General features: G+C 45.3%; 16 protein-coding genes. 9 read left to right on the top strand and 7 right to left on the bottom strand.

Annotated elements, in window-relative coordinates:
* Positions 1–5: 5 nt before the first annotated feature.
* From ACZ5ZV_RS00435 to ACZ5ZV_RS00425, 3 genes are read right to left on the bottom strand one after another with little or no spacing between them, the layout of a single operon-like run.
* On the bottom strand, positions 6–317 hold the full coding sequence (locus ACZ5ZV_RS00435) for a hypothetical protein (protein ID WP_464119257.1): 312 nt from the start codon (positions 315–317) through the stop codon (positions 6–8).
* 1 nt (position 318) lies between these two features.
* Positions 319–915: a hypothetical protein gene (locus tag ACZ5ZV_RS00430; RefSeq protein WP_464119255.1), complete on the bottom strand. Its 597-nt coding sequence runs from the start codon at positions 913–915 to the stop codon at positions 319–321.
* Between the two features lie 9 nt (positions 916–924).
* On the bottom strand, positions 925–1,311 hold the full coding sequence (locus ACZ5ZV_RS00425; protein ID WP_464119253.1) for a helix-turn-helix domain-containing protein: 387 nt from the start codon (positions 1,309–1,311) through the stop codon (positions 925–927).
* Positions 1,312–1,686: 375 nt separating this feature from the next.
* Between ACZ5ZV_RS00425 and ACZ5ZV_RS00420 the strand changes: the two genes are divergently transcribed.
* From ACZ5ZV_RS00420 to ACZ5ZV_RS00390, 7 genes are all read left to right on the top strand, one after another.
* On the top strand, positions 1,687–4,857 hold the full coding sequence (locus ACZ5ZV_RS00420; RefSeq protein ID WP_464119251.1) for a hypothetical protein: 3,171 nt from the start codon (positions 1,687–1,689) through the stop codon (positions 4,855–4,857).
* A 13-nt stretch (positions 4,858–4,870) separates the two neighbouring features.
* Complete coding sequence (locus ACZ5ZV_RS00415) at positions 4,871–5,350, top strand: hypothetical protein (protein ID WP_464119250.1); 480 nt, start codon at positions 4,871–4,873, stop codon at positions 5,348–5,350.
* Positions 5,351–5,417: 67 nt separating this feature from the next.
* Positions 5,418–6,206: a hypothetical protein gene (locus tag ACZ5ZV_RS00410; RefSeq protein WP_464119248.1), complete on the top strand. Its 789-nt coding sequence runs from the start codon at positions 5,418–5,420 to the stop codon at positions 6,204–6,206.
* Between the two features lie 9 nt (positions 6,207–6,215).
* On the top strand, positions 6,216–6,545 hold the full coding sequence (locus ACZ5ZV_RS00405) for a hypothetical protein (RefSeq protein ID WP_464119246.1): 330 nt from the start codon (positions 6,216–6,218) through the stop codon (positions 6,543–6,545).
* A 131-nt stretch (positions 6,546–6,676) separates the two neighbouring features.
* Entirely contained in the window at positions 6,677–8,098 is a 1,422-nt protein-coding gene (locus ACZ5ZV_RS00400) for a hypothetical protein (RefSeq protein ID WP_464119244.1), read from the top strand.
* Positions 8,099–8,106: 8 nt separating this feature from the next.
* Positions 8,107–8,559 (top strand): hypothetical protein, encoded by a 453-nt coding sequence (locus ACZ5ZV_RS00395; protein WP_464119242.1) that lies wholly within the window; start codon positions 8,107–8,109, stop codon positions 8,557–8,559.
* A gap of 268 nt (positions 8,560–8,827) precedes the next feature.
* Entirely contained in the window at positions 8,828–10,054 is a 1,227-nt protein-coding gene (locus ACZ5ZV_RS00390; protein WP_464119241.1) for a hypothetical protein, read from the top strand.
* Positions 10,055–10,119: 65 nt separating this feature from the next.
* On the opposite strand, the gene ACZ5ZV_RS00385 is transcribed toward ACZ5ZV_RS00390, so the two are convergent.
* The 3 genes from ACZ5ZV_RS00385 to ACZ5ZV_RS00375 all read right to left on the bottom strand — a co-directional run bounded on the left by ACZ5ZV_RS00385 (position 10,120) and on the right by ACZ5ZV_RS00375 (position 12,312).
* On the bottom strand, positions 10,120–10,698 hold the full coding sequence (locus tag ACZ5ZV_RS00385; protein ID WP_464119240.1) for a hypothetical protein: 579 nt from the start codon (positions 10,696–10,698) through the stop codon (positions 10,120–10,122).
* 103 nt (positions 10,699–10,801) lie between these two features.
* On the bottom strand, positions 10,802–11,905 hold the full coding sequence (locus tag ACZ5ZV_RS00380) for a C1 family peptidase (protein WP_464121440.1): 1,104 nt from the start codon (positions 11,903–11,905) through the stop codon (positions 10,802–10,804).
* Between the two features lie 17 nt (positions 11,906–11,922).
* A complete protein-coding gene (locus tag ACZ5ZV_RS00375) occupies positions 11,923–12,312 on the bottom strand; it encodes a DUF333 domain-containing protein (protein WP_464119239.1) in 390 nt (129 codons plus the stop codon).
* 155 nt (positions 12,313–12,467) lie between these two features.
* On the opposite strand from ACZ5ZV_RS00375, the gene ACZ5ZV_RS00370 reads away from it, so the two are divergent.
* Positions 12,468–14,516, top strand: coding sequence for a hypothetical protein (locus tag ACZ5ZV_RS00370; RefSeq protein WP_464119237.1), 2,049 nt, complete (start codon positions 12,468–12,470; stop codon positions 14,514–14,516).
* Positions 14,500–16,449, top strand: a complete 1,950-nt coding sequence (locus ACZ5ZV_RS00365) for an adenylate cyclase (RefSeq protein ID WP_464119235.1) — start codon at positions 14,500–14,502, stop codon at positions 16,447–16,449. Before ACZ5ZV_RS00370 ends, ACZ5ZV_RS00365 begins: the two co-directional genes overlap by 17 nt.
* On the opposite strand, the gene ACZ5ZV_RS00360 is transcribed toward ACZ5ZV_RS00365, so the two are convergent.
* On the bottom strand, positions 16,446–17,081 hold the full coding sequence (locus tag ACZ5ZV_RS00360) for a DedA family protein (protein WP_464121439.1): 636 nt from the start codon (positions 17,079–17,081) through the stop codon (positions 16,446–16,448). The two genes, ACZ5ZV_RS00365 and ACZ5ZV_RS00360, sit on opposite strands and share 4 nt — an antisense overlap.
* Between the last annotated feature and the right edge of the window lie 24 nt (positions 17,082–17,105).

Here is a 17,105-nt window from a genome sequence, read left to right as displayed (position 1 = left end):
AAGCTCTAATCCTTCTCTGGGAAAACCGGTTGCCAAGATTTACTTTCCGCTGACTTTTGCAGGGCCTCAATATACTTGTTATCGATTTCCTCAAGTTTGACCTCATAAAGCTCGGCCTTCGGAATATTCCTGTCTTTGAAATAGAACTCAACTTTTCCTTTATTGAAGTTGCGGAACTTAACCGCGTCCACAGACTTCATACTTTCCAAGCTATTCATTGTCGGGCGAGTGCCGCCTGTTGAGCCTGAGCCAGTGCCTCCCGCCCAAGTCACAGAAACAAAAATCATGGTCATAAGAAACAAAAATGCCGCTTTCATACTATTCACCTTTCTTTCCATTCTTTGAAGGCACAGGACGAGTCACTTCTGTCATCGAGAAATTAAAGCCCACAAGCATATCTTTCTCGGTATTAGTTAATGCCGCCTCTTTGTTGGCCTGGGTGATTAAAATCTGAAGGCCCGTAGTAAATTTATGATAAATTTCCTCTGTCCATAGATAGGTACCAGTAGCTTGAGTGTTAATGACTTCGGGATTATTTCGTATCAATTGGCCTAGCTCTGTTGAAAACAGATACTGGGCTGAAAGACTGTCCAGGTGTGAAAGATAGTCATCAAAGTCGATATCAACAGAAATATATCGACCATCTGAGCCTTTTAGCAGCATTCCAAATTCGTGAAGATTCTGAAGGGCGAAATCCACGTCTTCGCTTTCTGCCCAGATCAGACGACTGAGAACCCACTCAGTTCGAGGTTCAAATCCGTTCAGCTCAACCAGACCCAAAATCGAACGCATAAGAAGTGACTCTGCCACCTCACGAACATGCTCTTCCTTAAAGGTCACTGACCCCAATCCCTTCAACGTGGTTCTTGGTGACCCCAGAACCGTATTTGCAAGGGCATAATTTTTTACGTACATGATTGCTCCTTATTTATTAAGCGTTTCTTCCATTTTTTTTCGAATTTTTGAAACCTCGTAAGACTTGGTCCCTTTGGATAAAGCCAACAGATGTTCGATTGCATTTCTTCTTTTATTCTTCGGCAGCAGCTCCAGAAGTCGGTCAACGTCCGTACTTTCTGAATCTTCCTGAAGACCCGACGCCTTGTTGATCTCTTTATGCAGAACAGCCGCAAGATCAATTTTCAAACAAGCCAGAATCGCCGTGAAGGTGGTTAGCTTGATGTCCGTTTTTTCGCTTAGAAAGCGGCTTAGTGTGGCCTCGGTGATATCGGACTGATGGGCAATATCTTTCTGCAGTCTTCCTGCAAAGTGGATGGCCCTGTTAAGCTGTGTTGCAATTGAACTTTGCTTCATTTGAGTCCTTTGTTCTGTCAGCAAATTAGACAGGGCCAACATTTTTCGCCTTGCTATGCCTTTATAATCTAAACAAACAGGTTTTGATGTTTTCCGAAGTCTTCTGCAATAGCTAGAGCAAGCGTCATACCGCTTCTTCTAAGCTCAGAAACAGATACTATTATCGAACTTCGGACACCCTGTTTGCTGATTGGACCAAATTATACTGGCGTATAATCTTTTGTAGCTCGCTTTATTTGATTGAGGTTCGATACACGCTTGAAGGAGCCTCTTGATATAAAAATGAATACGAAATATTACAAAAACAACATGCTGTTCTAAAGCGAGAACCTTTGCCTTAGAAAAGGTCCATTACATTTTTCGTCGGAGGATGAAATGGACAAGAAGATGCGCATAATTTCGTTTGTGGTTATAGCAGCCATAGCCACCGCCTGCAGTAGATCGAACAACTCAGGTACTTTAACTCTGAAATCAGCGTCTGCCCTAACAGAGTCTGAGGCCAAACCATCCGATCTTACGCTGGATCAATATAATTCAATTACCATTACAAAAGAGCCTTCGAAGGTGGAGTTGAATGGCGTACTTCAAGATGGCACCGCTAATAATATCTCCATTGCGGGTACAGAAGTCGTGTTGGATGCCAATGAAGCACCCTTTAACCTGTATAGCCCGAGCTCAGTATCCGCGGGGAAAAGTATCAATTCAATTTTTTCAGTAAAAGTAGACGCAAAACGAATCATCATCAAAAACAAGATCTATTTGCCACACACAAGAGTTTCACTGAATGCAGAAATAATTGTTTTTGAAGATGACGGTGTAATCGAGGTCACACCAAATTCCAAAAGTCCGATCCAAGAACCTCTCAAAGAAAGAACTCAAGGTATAGACGGAAACGAAGGTTATACGGGAGGTCATATCCAAATCGCCGCAAACGAGATTATCACTCACGGCGATAAGAGCATGAAAAGACTTATTGCGGAAGGTGGCAAGGGACAAGATGCCGGTGGTGGCCGCTCTGGCACTGACGGCGTTAGCATTCCAGCTTTTGAATCCATAACTGAAATGGGAATATCTTATGGCGTCGTTTATCGCGAGGCTCTGCATGAATCACCCACTTGTAACCCGGAAATTGTTAGAACCAAAGAAGAAGTCCTGCGACGCGCTGGAGGAAAGAACTGCGTTGGGGGACAGAGAACGCCTGCCCGAGGCGCACAGCAATGGCCTTCTGACGGGGGCGATGCGGTACCCGGTGGTCATCCAGGAGCTGGTGGTCAGGGAGGTACTGTGATCGTTGTGGCAAATATGATTAACGGTGAACGTGTGACTGGTTCAGCTTTAGACACAATTGCCAGCGTTGCGCCAGGGAAGTCTGGCAAGGAGGCAGGCGTGTATAAGGGTGGAAAAGCCGGATCACCTCAATACGCCGCGATGTGGGCAGTACAGGACAACTTCACAGTCAATCCCAGATATGTACTCATCAAAAACAAGGCCACGCAGAACGGGAAAGATGCCGTCTCTCCAACCTCTCCCCTTAAAGCGGCAAGCTTCGGAACAGCGACGGCCGAGTCCCTTCCTCGCTTAACACACTCCGAGCCATTCTATAAATCTCGTCTTAAACTAATTCGCGACAGATATATCGCAAAAAACTTCACCTTTGTAAAAAAAGTTCTCGAAGAGGACCTTTCAAGCATGCGCGGTCTTTCAAAAGAGTACTCCAGTCACTATCTTGAAGTTGGGGCCCGATATGCGCTTCTGCTGAATCGAATCAACCTGCAACAGGATTACTTTGGCCGTTCCTACAAAGAGGCGCCATTGTACACCTTGGACTTCGGACTAACACAGCTTGATTCAGAGATTGATATGGCACTAACAAACTACTATCTGACGGCGAAGATTCTTGATTTGCTGGACAAAAAGCAACTTAGCCGCAATCACCTGGCGGTATTAGTCCAACAGCAAAACAAGATTATCAACGCAGAGTCCGACAAGCAAAACATCAGAATTTCCTCTATCAACGAGCTCGAAGGCATGCGAATCAGCCTCAAGAATAACGAGGCCGCTTATGATCGTTTGTTGTTAAGTCTGAATAAACAAATTGAAGAACAAGCAAAGAATAATGTCGCCAGAAAACATCAATGGGACTCCTTAAGGCAGAACATTAAAGTATTGGCGTCTCTATCCAAAGTGATCCCGGCAGGGCAGCCGACCTTGGCCGCCGCTGGAACGGTGATGGACTATCTTGCCGATGTTCCGACTTCCGGCAGCGTTGCGGACTACATCGCCTACGGAGCAAAAGCCAAAGCCGACTGGGAGAAGGCATTTTCCAAAGAGAATTTGACTAAATCTCGCTCCAGTTTCGATGCTCTGCTAAATAAAATGAAGATTTCAAATCTTGAAGACAAGAGCCTTCAGGAAAAAATCGATTATCTTAACAAGCTTAAAGAAGAAGTGACTCCTGTCTTTGAAAAGATGACTGAAATCAGCAAAGGCTTCACTGGAGCTGTCGTCCCTGAGGACGAGCTGCAACAAGAGATTGAGAGAATCAAGAATTCCGACCAGTTCTTTAAAGCTGCTGCTGCAGATCTAGAGAGAATTGTTAAACAAAGAGCAGAGGTGTACCACAAACTGCAGGAGACTTTGCAAGATATCGCCAACTCCTCTGCCTTGATCGAGCAATCCATCGCTTTGTCACTGGTTGCTCAGGATAAATATCTGGCATTGGCGAACTTGGGGGATTCGACACTGCGGAACCTTGTTCGGTCTATTCAAGATACGTCGACAGAAAGACTTCTATATGTCTACAACGAGGTGATCAAAGCTTATGAATATACAACGTTAGAGCCCCTTCCACAGTCATCACATTTTGAACTTTTGAAAGAAAAAACTATGGAATTGGCTTCTGCATCTGAGTCACTAGAAGAATCCGTTCGTCTTATGAAGAGTTTTTATATGTCTTTCATACATAAAATAGTTCTATCCCTGGACAACAAGTTCCACAGCGCCTCACCGACGATGCTTGTGCGCAAAGATGCGGTTTATGTCGAGTTAAATGAAAAGCAGATTCTAGATCTCAACACTTTTGGATCAACGAAAATTCATTTAAACAAAGAGTTTTTTGGTGGTCACCAGAAGAACCTACGGATCGCAGATATTGAACTTGAACAAACTCGCTTTGACGAAAACCTTTCCGGTACAGGAAGTGTTCAGAAGACATTCCTAGAGGTCTCTCACGGAGGGGCGGGCACCTTAGAAGGGGCTGACGGGTCAATTCATAACTTTACATATCGTACCACAAACCGTTTGCATACCTGGGGTTCGTCTTATCAGTTTATAGGGAGCGATATTATTAATTCGCGTCTTATTCGCGACGAGTCAGTAAAAGGAATTTTGGGCTTACTCTTGCGCGACAGAACAAACGTTCTGCTGTATTCCCCAATCTTTTCTCAACCAGCTGCTCTAGCGACTTTCGATCTTGTTAAACGAGATCAGGGCGGCTCGTTTCCTTTGAAGTCTTTAAGAATTAAACTGGTTTATACATTCTTCTAAAAAGGACATGGTTATGAAGTACTTGGTATTATTTATCTCTTTAGCAGTTGCCTTTCTGGCGCAACCAGCACTTGCAAACGACGAGGGCATCTTGTTTGAAGGCTGTGTTTCTTCAGGGCAGCAGAACTACTATTATGGCCTTAGCAGATCGGCCATTTCGTGCAAGGATCTCAAAAGCCTCAAGGATGGTCTGCAGATCGTGAACATGGCGATTCTGCCCGCAACGGTCGCACTACGTACACCTGGTGTTCGCGAATCCTTGTCTTTAGAATTGGCAGCATTGGGTCTTTCATTTGCCAACCCCGCAGTATTAACCATCACCGTGGTCGGCGCAGTCGGCGTTGCTTCACTTTATTTTGTTGTTAAACGAAAGGCTGACGACTGTGCTAAAGAAGATCGTGAACTGCTTAAACGACAACTATTGGATGAGATAGAACGACGGCACGGACTTTACAGTCCGGCGAACGTAGATCTTCGAGTGATTGCGAACTAAACATAGTGGTATATAACTTGCACCTTGTTTAGCGCCTAAAGTAATAGCGATTTTAAGGATCCATGACATGAAATATTCAGAAAATAAATCCGACAAGCCTGTAATTTTGTTAACGCTTGCGGCAATGCTTACTGCATTTGTACTATCAGGATGCAATTCAGATAGTGTTGAAAGAGATGAAAAAGCTGAGCCTATCTATCCAGCTCCAGCTCCAGCTTATAAATACTGCACTTCACATGAATTAGTCGATCTGCGCATTGAAAATGAGCAACTGGCTATCTCCGCCGAAAGAGATGGTGAAATGGGTGCCTGGATGCTCTTTTACATCTACGGTCCAGTTGGTGGATTTGGCAGCAATACAGAGGTTAGCCCCCTAAGACTGCCCTATGCAGCAAAACTGATGAATTCCTATAAGAGAATTTACGACAATTGCAAAGTATTTTCCAATTGTGTTGCTAAAGACGGAGCTTATGCACATCCGGTTACTGAAGCCATTTTCCGCGGTGGTCGTTTGAATATTTGCGATGAAGCCATGGCTCAGACTCAAAACTTCATATCAGATATTTACGCCTATTCCTGGAGAGAACAAGAAGAACCATCTACTTTATGCCCAAAAGTTGGGGAGAAAGACGAGCGTGGGAAGACTGAGATTATCGGAACAAGCCCATATATTGAAGTCGTTCTCACCAAAGGAATCGAATCACTTGATACAATGACAGATCAAAGCAATGCGGAAAGCTTTAAAAGCGAACTAAAAACACTTTGTGGTCACTACCGACAAATTGATTACTGTGGATTAAATAAAAAAGAAGTTTATGAAGCCTGCGAGAAAGCCTTTGGCACAAACCAACAATAGGAGAAACTGATGAAACTACCCAATATTACCAATATGTCACGTGCCGCACTTTTGCTTTGCACTGCTGTTTTGCTTTCAAACTGCACAAGTCTTCAGTCTCACTCTGGGGGAGCCGTCACTACAAGCGGTCAAAGAGTACAAGCGGAATCCACCAAGGTGGCAATTCTGAATCTAGCTTCTATGAATGAAGCGGCTCTGCAAGATATCCGAGTTTATAAGAAGCTTCATGCACAATGCCCTGATGGAAAAATCACTGACGTCGAAACTACAATGTGGAAAAGAGACTGGATCCTGTTCCAAACTTACAACATTGATGCAACGGCCACCTGTACAAAGTAAGTTTTAGATTTCTCCGGCGTCAACGGGTGTCTAAGGACTGCACACCTGTTACGCCAAGTTTGCCCTTTTAGACCCTAAATGTGAATAAATTTACAAAGGAAGTGTCACAGATCTTGAAGTAAGACCTGGGTATGAAACGAGCCCTTCCTTTTTCAATACTCATGCTTTCGGGGACTTTTGCGCTGGGCGCAGATATCTCTTTCCAGGATCTGTTTTATTTAAGGTCAAAGCCTTCTTTTTCCGCCTCTGACACCAAAAGCGTTGTTGGGACTATCGGAACTGGGGATCGGGCTGAGTTACTTGAATCCGCGCGCACCCCGGGAGGCCATCTTGGAATCAAAATTCGTATCAAAACGGGACGTCATGCAGGCAAGGAGTCCTGGGTCTACTATGACTTAAAAAGACCGAACATCACTATCACAGAGAACGGCCGCAAACTAAGCCCGGCAGAGATAGCTAAGTTCACAGCAGCCAATGCATCACCAGCTACTCCCCCGGCTGCTAAAAAGAGCGAGTCAGAAGCAAGATACGCCAATGACTGCCCCAGCTGTCGTGCGCCTGAGCAGCCTTCTCCGGTAACTGAAATCCAAAAGCCCCTGGCGGCCCAATACTCCCCGGCGTTTTTAGGGGCTTTAAAAACGATGGCTGTGATGTATCAATCCTGCGACGCGATCTCGAAGCCTGCCTATACATATCAGACAAGTATCGATGGATATCTTTCCTACCGTTCTGCTCGGGGAAATATGGGACATTCCTACAAGATTAGAACCATCCCCAATGCAAATCAGACCAAACTGGTCCGAAGCCATTACTATATTGATCAGAATGGCCCCGATAACAGTCAGTGCCGCGATATGCGCAAGGCTCCACCAATATACACTTATGGAGGCTGGCCATCTATCAGCGGTAGCAATATCAATATCTTGCAAACTCACTCCACAAGGGGCGCTCCGTTCACGGGCCTTGATTGTTCATCGTTCGTGTCGACTGCCCTGTCCGCGGCCGGCCTTTCTTTGACTCCTTATGCGAAAACAGCTTCAAACACTGCTACTTCCACTGAGTACGCTTCATTTACGTCAAGAAACTCTTGCTTTAGTGCCCCGACTTTTACTAAAGACGAGACGTTAAAATCCGGCGATGTTCTAGCTTGGTCAGGACACGTCTTTATGATCGACCGGGTCGGCGAAGATCCTTTTGGACTAAATCGTCTGATGGGCATTGGCTATCGTTTTAAATCGACACGCGACTGCGATAATCTGCCAAGTGACTTTGCAAAGTATCTTAACTTCGACATCATCCAGAGCGCTGGACTTGGAAGTCTTGCCATTTCCAGAGTTCAAGCAAAGCAATATATTTCCATGTCAGGACTGGCGGGAAAAATACGTCCCCTTGCGATTGCAGCTTGTAAGACAAAGGTGACTGGCGGTGTTCTGCCTTTGTCTTTTATGAGGACATCAAATCTGATTCGCCACAAAGGTAACACCAAGCCCGGATGCACCATGAGCAAAAAAGCTAATTTAGTCGGCGAACAATGTGTCGCCAGATGCACTTAGGAGAAATCATGAGAGCGATATTACTTTCATTCATTTTACTATTCACTGTACAATCGCAGGGCCTCACTGAAGCAGACTGTGCCAACATGAAGCCATCCACAATAGCCAAGCAGTTTGTCACCGCAATCAGACTAGGCGCTATGGGAGGCTTTGGCAGCAATGCATGCCTTGAAAAAGCACAGAGCCTTAATATTCAGCTTGTGTCTGAAACCTATGAAGGCTCCAGCCAAATCACCCTTTCAGGAAGGGATAAGGTGCGAATCGTGAATATCGTCAACGAAGACGACGAGAAGTTTACGGTTATCTATGAGCTCACCAAAGGGGATAAGAAAATCCCAGGCGAATTCAGTTTCTTTAAAAACAACAGGTTTAACGACCCAGATTCTGTGCACACATTTAAATGTGCCTTCATCGCTGAAGAACCCTCTGTGCGATTTATCGACGAACGATGTCTGGACTGACTCGCCTAAGGGTGCAGAGAATCCTGAACGGCTTTATACCTGTTTTGAATCTTTCTCCAGATGCTGCTGTGAGGGCCTGTAAGCTACTTTCAAATAGCACCTCTATTACACAAGCACTCCATATATTTGAGTACCGGCCGGCCCGGGAGCTGTATAATTTTTAGACAATCCAATACGATAGGCTTTTTGACTGAGATCGCTTGTAAGGATTGCCCGTTAGAATACTGACAGTGGAAGAATGTGAGCAAAACATTTATAAGTTTGGACTATGAAAAGCAGAAAATCGAAATCCTTTTTTCTAATGATTCTAGCCTTCGTACTTTTGAGCGGGGCTGGATGTGCGTTTAAAAAAGATGATCCGAAGAAGGCAACATCTGCAGCACCCACCGCAGAAGACGTTGCTGATGAGCTTGAGCGCAAAAAAAATGAACAGCTTCAGAAGGAAACAATTGCTGCTGAGGATTTCACCTTCGAATTGCTTGAAGACAAAGCCCCCAACAAATACTCCGTTAAAGTGACATATCCCCAAAAAAACGGACTAACAGTTCACCTTGTCCTTAATGATGAGCCCGTTGAAACAACAGCAAGCCCCCCGATCTTAATCTCCGTGCTCGGTGGAAGTGAGCTCAATTTCAGATTAATTGCTTATAACAGCAATGGAGTGATGGTCTTGAATGCTGTCAAAAAAATTCTGGCTCCATCAGATCTTGTTATCTCTGACACGGTAATTTTAAATAAAGACACCATCTGGAAGCTGGGAAGACTTTATCTGAACGACGATTCAATCGTCCAAACTAAAGGTTTTCCTTTATCGATTGAGGCCAATAAAATTATCGCGCGACCTAATGTTAGGATTATGAACTTCAGCGGCAATGAGGTTTGGGGCTCTTCTCAACAAAAGATGGGAGGCTCCATCGTCATCAGGGCAAAAGAAGCCGCAGGTTATTTGATGATCAATATGACTGGGGCCAAAGGGAAAAATGGCCGCTCTGGTTTAGAAATTGAAAACCTCATTGGTATCCGCAAAGCCACCGATGGTTACGACGGTAACGACGGCGAATGGGATGGCGACGAAGACTGCACAGAGGATCGTTATTCAGGCCGGACACGCTGTGGCATCATTAATCTTCGCTGTGTAAGTCAGCCAACAAATGGCGAAGACGGTGAGGATGGTCCCAATGGAGCCGACGGAGAAAATGGATCCGACGGTGGCGACACCGGCAATCTGTTCGTTCAAATCGACAATCACGTTAATTTCACGCTGAAAGTGTTGCTGAAGCCCGGCATGGGCGGACTTGGGGGGCAAGGCGCCCCTGGAAAAGCAGGCGGCAAAGGTGGTAAGGCAGGATCTCTGGATGACCAGAGAGTCTGTAAGCCAGCAGCCAATGGAAAAGACGGAGCCCCAGGCAAACCAGGCCGAGCCGGACAAACCGGCAAGCCAGGGAAAGTTGGGACTATTGAATTAAATGGTTTGAAGAACGCGATTATTGAGTAATTGACCTGAAGCTATATTCTATCGTTCAAGCCAAGTAAAAGATTGAAGACCAACAGACTCAGACTTTATCTCTTTTTGAAAAAATCAATAAAATGGAGCCAAGCTCCTGGTTTTCGCTCGATCATGTGCTTACCTTCCTCACACATTCTTTCTAATGCGGCAGATTCGACATAGTCTTCAATGTTGAATTCAATATTTGGCCAATGACTACCTTCAACCACCAAGGCTAGATCCGCACGTAGATGACGCTTTAGCACTTCTAAATATAATGGCCATTTTTCTTTCCAAGAACTTTCTTCCGCAATTTCAGACAACGCTCGAGCGTCCTGCCAATTTTTTAAGTACTCAGATAAATACTTAACAAAGAAGAAGTGCGTACTCATTTTGCCCTTCTTATCAGGGGATGAATTCTCAAATGATACTCCTACCATGTAGCTCGGGTAATACATTGATATATTCATTGTAGTTTCACTATTGGGTCTTGCCAGACTCCAACTCCACCTATCATCTTTGTATGACTTCATTAGATCATCCATCTGTGAATGATGAACATAGTCTCTACCCACTATTTTAAAACCAAATTCGGTAGCCAATGCATCAATAGCGGCAACAACATTTGGATCAGGAAAAGCAATATAACTCATAACCTATTTACTTCACCAAAGATCTCGAGAACCTCGTCGCAGTAAAATTGACTTGAACGATTTGAGAAACGCGATTATCGAGTAGTTAAGTTTAAGTTGGAGCCTATTTCTCAAGCCATGTAAGAGTCTGAGTTCCGTAGAAGCTGCGATCTAGAAGTTCTTTTGCGTCAACCCATCCGTCATCATTTTCATTCTGCCAGGACTGACCCCATGAGTTTTGAACCTGAACTGCGTCGTAGCATTCTTTTGTGGTCTTGCCAGCATTGACCTTACAGACTCGTCTATACCCTCTGATCACGACCTCATGACCAAAACCAGTAATCGTACCAGATGCATTTGTCGCTTCATTACACGCTTTTATGCTCTTTACGGTAAGAGGTTCTTGGGTGCAAAAGCCAAACGCCATGGGCCTTTTGTTTGCAAGGTTCTTTTTGATCATGGCGAGCATTTTGTTGTAATCTGATTTTTCACCTGATTTGGGGTAAATGCTTACGCCCCAACCACCAAGTAGAGAAAGTCCCTTCTTAAACTCCCAGCACTCTTCCGGCACAAGAAGTCTATCTAGGAACTTTCCATAGGTATCTTGTGCAAATGCCTGGAGAATTTCTTGGTTTGAAGTTTTAAGATTAAACTTGTCTTTGAGTTCCTGCGATTTTGCTGTCGCGTATTCCAATCCGCAAGCAGCACATTCTTTGGACTTCTTCTTATAGGTCTCATAGCTATCTTGAAATCGTTTCCACATAGCCAATTCAATTTTTTGCGCTTCGTTGGGGTTCTTCACTTTAGCCACAAGTTGATCAAAAGGTGCACACGATTCACTTGCATTGTGCAGGACTCCCAGGGAGTTATCTAATGCCAATGCGGCACTTCCACCCTCGCGCAGCTCTTCATAATTGAATTTGTCTCTTGAATCTAACCCGTCAGGCAGATTGACACTGAATCTCGCCATATCCACCGCTGACACACGGCTTTCATCCGGCAAGGATCCACAGTCAGCGATTTCATTTTCAACACAGCTTGCTTGATCGTAAAGTACCGATGCCGCAAAAGCATAACAAATCCCAAAGGAATCCTGGCTGCGCACTCTGGGCATGTTTGTGATCTGAGACTGTGTCCCAGGCTCAACTGCATACTGAAACTTAAATGGATTTAAGCCGTCTGCTGCAAAAACACTCTGAGAAATAAGTAAAATGATTGAAAGAAGCATCTTCACAAGAAAACCCTCTACTTTTTAAAATGCTTATAATACAAAGACCAGGAATCAATCATGGAGCCGTCAGAAAAGACGCAATAATCATACTCGTTCTTCTTTGCATCCAAGACGATCAGGTTGTTCGCATTATAGTCGTGGCAGTATCGAGCCGCCGGATTACCAACAACACCAACTCCGGGAGTGGGGGTGAGCGCCTTCTTATTCCGGACGGCATCCCAAGCCTGGCATTTCATTTTTCCAGATTTGAGACAGTCTTTAGAAATAGTAACACCGTCTTTTTCGATAACTTGAAGCGGTTTATAAGTTTTTTTAATGCTGTCATAGTATCTAAGCCCCAGATCCGCGGCAGAAACCATTTCAACACCCAACATGAGCCAGCCTAAAAACAAAAGTATTCTCATAATAATATGTTGTTCCAGTCAGTCAAAGTTAGGAAGAGGCCCCAACAAAACTAGCCTGAAGCCCAGCTATTTTCTTAACCATAAACCATTATTAGATTTTTACCGAATAAACTGAAGTGAAGATCCTAATCACCCTTCTCTATCTGATTCCAAACTTGTGGGCGCAAGCACCACAACGTACACTATTGGATCCACACAAGATTATTTATAATCCTGAAAATGATAAAATCGGTCGTTTTGTTATCTCTTATAAAGAGTACGAAGACATACGTATTGATAGTGATTGGGATGGCCAGATTGACTATTGGTATCTGCGCAAAGGCCCCCTTCAAGTAACTGTGCAATTCAACGCAGGACAACCAAGTAAGTTGGAAATCAAGAATGTCGGGGACAGCATAGTCAGTCTTGCCTCTTACAGATGGAAAAATTCAAAATTTATAATAGAAAAGTTGTCACAGCGTACTCCCATGTTGATGAATCTTTCGGCCACGGATGCAAAATGCCAGATCGACGAAATCAAAGGTAAATTAGCTTCCTTTAGTCGAAAAATTGAACTTGCTTCACTAAGGCAAATGATTGCAGAGAAGTTGGTCGCCAAAGACTGTAGTAGTGCGCTCAATCCACGCGAACTAGCTCGCCTGCAGAACAGCCTAAATGCAGCACTAGCAAGTTCTATTAACTCTGAGACAAATATAAAAACAAAAACTATCGCAGGATGCCTTCATAAGCCCAAATTCAAAGAAGCCTACGACAAGAAATTCAAGTCTGGCATTCCCGCTGACTTAATCGCAGCCCGCTTTCAGCTTCAGGCCATGCAACTTGCTCATCAAGCAGATGACCACGCTCCGCTGATTACCTGTGAGCCAGCTGAGGGCCAAAAAGGTCCTTTGGCAACTTCAGAGAAGCGAAAGATTCATCTTAATGCTCAGATCTACAAAGAAAAAAATTCCGTACCCAGCACTGAAGATCTAGAGCACGAACTGTTGCATCGCTCGGGCCTGGAGTCCGAAGAGCAGGTGGAAGCTGTTGTCTCTGTATGTAAGCAGATTTCAGAAAATAAGTTCGATATGGGCCTGAAGTCCGTCAGGGGAAATACAGACGATGCTGCAAGCCAGGCTACCAAAGATCAAAGCGGTAAAGCGTCAGCCGACACTAAAGCTGCATTAGAAACCAGAGCTCCAGCTTCTGATTCAGGTGGGAAATCCGGTGTCGAGGTAGCGAAGCCATCTTCTCCGCCAGCGGCAAATAGTCCGTCTTCGAGTTCCACTCCAGCCGCTAATGGGAATCAGATTGCGGCCTCTCAGGCTTCTGCAAACATTCCCAAGGAAATGACCTTGGCTCAGTCTGGAATCCCAGATTCACCAACATTGTCGAAATCGATTACAAGTCCGCCTCCAGCAACAGAAGCTGGGTCTCAGCAAGCGTTGGTTCAATCAGCTTCAGAAAGTAGCGGCGTTCTGCGCATGGCAAATAACTTAGTTGGTGCGATGAACACACGAGCGGGAGCCACCGACAAAATGGCCTCTGCAGAATCCAACATCACAAATTCGGAGGTTTCCTCCAAAAGCTCGGCCACTGCAAAAAGCTCCGATAGCAATAAAGCAAAGTCCAATCCGTTCGCCGCTCTGTCTCGAGACAAAGTGAGTTCCAACGAGAGAATTGTCGAACAGATCACCCTTGACGGCAACCAGGCCCCCAGCTCCTCTCCGGCGCCTTCATCCTCTCGCGCAGTTAGTGCCAATCGATCTAGCCAGGCAGCAGCAGGGCAAAGCAACACACCGTTTGAACAAAGTGAGGTGGCAAGAGGTGCCTCTGCATCAGCAGCCAGATCTTCAGGCGACACCGGGGCCAGCTTTAACGCCACAGCGCCGGCTATGGGCGGAGGGTCGGGAGGCTCTCCCTCGAGATCTCCCGCGGCCGTAAAGCCTTCCATTGCGGCAAAGACACGATCTGCAAATAGGAATCCAAACGGCTTAGCACCCTCGCAGCAAGCCTCTTCCACTGTTACCCGGGAAGAGGTTGTCACATACATTTCAAACAGCAGCTATCAGGCGACAAAAGAGAAGTTGCAAAAGCCGGACTTTAGAAAACAACTGGAAACTCAAAAAATCACAGTGCTTGACCTCTACGGTAATACCGTAGGTGCGCCCAAAGGCGAAGTCATCTTCCTTGACCAAGGAGATAAATTTGTTCGCCAAAAATAATGGTCGCAGATCTGTCGTCATTTCAATCGTCGCAGTGTTCTGGCTGGGATATGTCATTGCCAGCTCCACTCAGTTCTTTTTTGACGTAAAAAGCGCCACTGAAAATGAAATTCTAAAACGACAACAGCAGATGCAATTTGTTCAGGAAAGCTTTATTCCAGCAGTGCTTTCCGAGAACCGCAGTCTTCTTAAGGACCGCCTGGAAGCCGCCCGGAAGATTCACATGCTGGATTTCTATATTTTACAAAAAGATCGCGAAGTCTTGGAATGGTACAACAACTTCAACAATCTTGCCGGTATCAATGCGGACTATAAGGTTTTCAATCAGGTCTTGCAAAATGATCAACTGGCTTTCCGGACTGTCAAGTTGATGGACTATCGCTTTACTGTGGGCGTCCTACAAGACAAGAAGAACATCATGTTGCAAACAGCTCTAAACATGAAAGGTCAAATTATTCAGGATATTCTTATCGTGACCCTTCTGGCTGGTCTTATTGTCTATATCTTCCTCAAAGATATTTTAAGTCTAACCAAAATCCTTTCCACACGCGATCGCTCACAGCTTGCAAGCATAAAGTCCCTCTCCAAAGAAGGCCAGACCCTTCTTAAGGCCACACAAAGCTATGAAAGCACAAAGCAGTATCTAGAGCATGAAAACAGATACTATTCCGACTCTCTAACACCCGCGATTCTGCATGAGATGAAGTCGGGGCAAAAAGCTCCTTATGCATTCCAAAGCACGATGATCCGCGTAGATCTTAACGGCTATACGCAGATTTTTTTGGAAAAGAAAGACGAATACGTCACCGACATCATGAACGCTTATTTTATCCAGGCGCGCGAGCTGATTGAACGCTATAACGGTTTGATCTATCAGTACGTCGGCGATGAAATCGTCTTTCACATCAAAGAAGGCCCCCAGAACTCCCAGGCCATGGCTCTGGCCTGCCTGCGCAGTGTCTTTAAGGCCGCTCAAGATATTGAAGACTCTTTACCTGCGGGCGCCGATCACTGCTTTAAGGTCAAAGGCAGCTTTGTCTTGGGTAAGATTCGCTTCGTAAATCAAGACTCAGGCTTTGCCCTCAGTGGATTGCCTTTGATCGAATCCGCTCGACTTCTCAGTCAGGTGGACGACAAAGCTTCCAGCTCTGCCACCTTCTATGCAGAGGCCTCCGAGTCTCTGAAGGAACTTTGTACGATTGCCGACACCAAAGAAACTCTGCTCAAAGGCTTTTCGAAGCCGTCGACTTTGTATCGCGCCAAAGAGTTCACCAACATCGAGAAGGCTCTTGCTGCCGATATCACCTTGCTGACCTACTTCCGCAGCGATGAAGATCTTTGTTATGCTTATAAGTTCCTGACCCAAGAACTTGAGGCAGGGAAGGACAGCACCTTCTTCACAGCCTTCAATATTCTAAAGACATTTAAACTGAAAATGAGCACAGAGGCGCAGGCTGATGGCTTTACGCGGTTCCTTTCTGACATTTTGAAACTCAACCAAGAACAAAAAGCCAACGACAAGGCTCTTTCGGCCGTGATTTCTTTAGCTTCGAACTTTGTTCCTGCTTACCTGGTGAAAGAAAATCTGCTGGAACAACTGGGTGTCTGCCTTGAACACAAAGATCCCCGCGTGCAGGCCAATGCGATTATCGTGTTAGGGGATCTAGCCAAAGACATCGCCTTCCTGCGCCGTTTTGTTTATTCCAAAAACAACCGCGTGTCGGCCGATGCTCTATTAGTCAGTGGTAAAAGAGATTTAGATAAAGAGCTGACCGAAAAGCTGAAAGAGTATCTGGATTCCAAGAATCCACTCTTCCAAGCCAGTGGTCGCTTTGTGGTGAAATCATTGGGCGAGCACTATAAGAGCTCAGATCCCATTTTCTATGAAACCAATCCGCATCTGAAAGAGCTTCTGACGAAGCTCAGTGCTTAGGCTTTTTTCTTTTTAAGCTTACTGGAAATCCACGGCCAAACCATTGGGATCAAAGACACCCCAATCACGCCGAAGATCACAATGTGGAAGTTCTGCTTCACCACCGGAAGATTCCCGAAGAAGTGACCGGCCAGAACAAAGCTCCACACCCAAGCAATCGCGCCACCGACGTTGTAAACGATGAACTTGCGATATTGCATTTCACCGATACCCGCCACGAACGGTGCAAAAGTACGAACAATCGGAGCAAAACGGGCCGCCACAATCGTGAAAGCTCCCCAGCGCTCATAGAACGCGTGAGTTTGATCCAAGTATTCTTTTTTGAAGAAGCGTGAATTGGATTCAAAGACCTTCGGCCCCAGATACTTTCCGATGTGATAGTTGACCGTATCCCCCAAGATGCCGGCAATGGTCAGACTGATCAGGATCACCCACAGATTCAAACCACCTTCCACAACAGTGAAGGCACCCAGCGCAAATAGCAGGGAATCCCCCGGAAGGAATGGCGTCACGACAAGGCCCGTTTCAGCAAAGATGATCAGGAACAAAATCACATACAGCCACGGTCCGAAGAACACGATCCATTCGGCAATATGTTTATCAAGATGAAGGATGATATCGACAAGTTCCATCATAGGGACCCCCGAAGGAAAAGA

The sequence above is a fragment of the Bdellovibrio sp. HAGR004 genome, assembly GCF_055397015.1.
The sequence above is the reverse complement of the archived record's forward strand: the minus strand, read 5'-3'. Positions and strand labels throughout refer to the sequence as shown.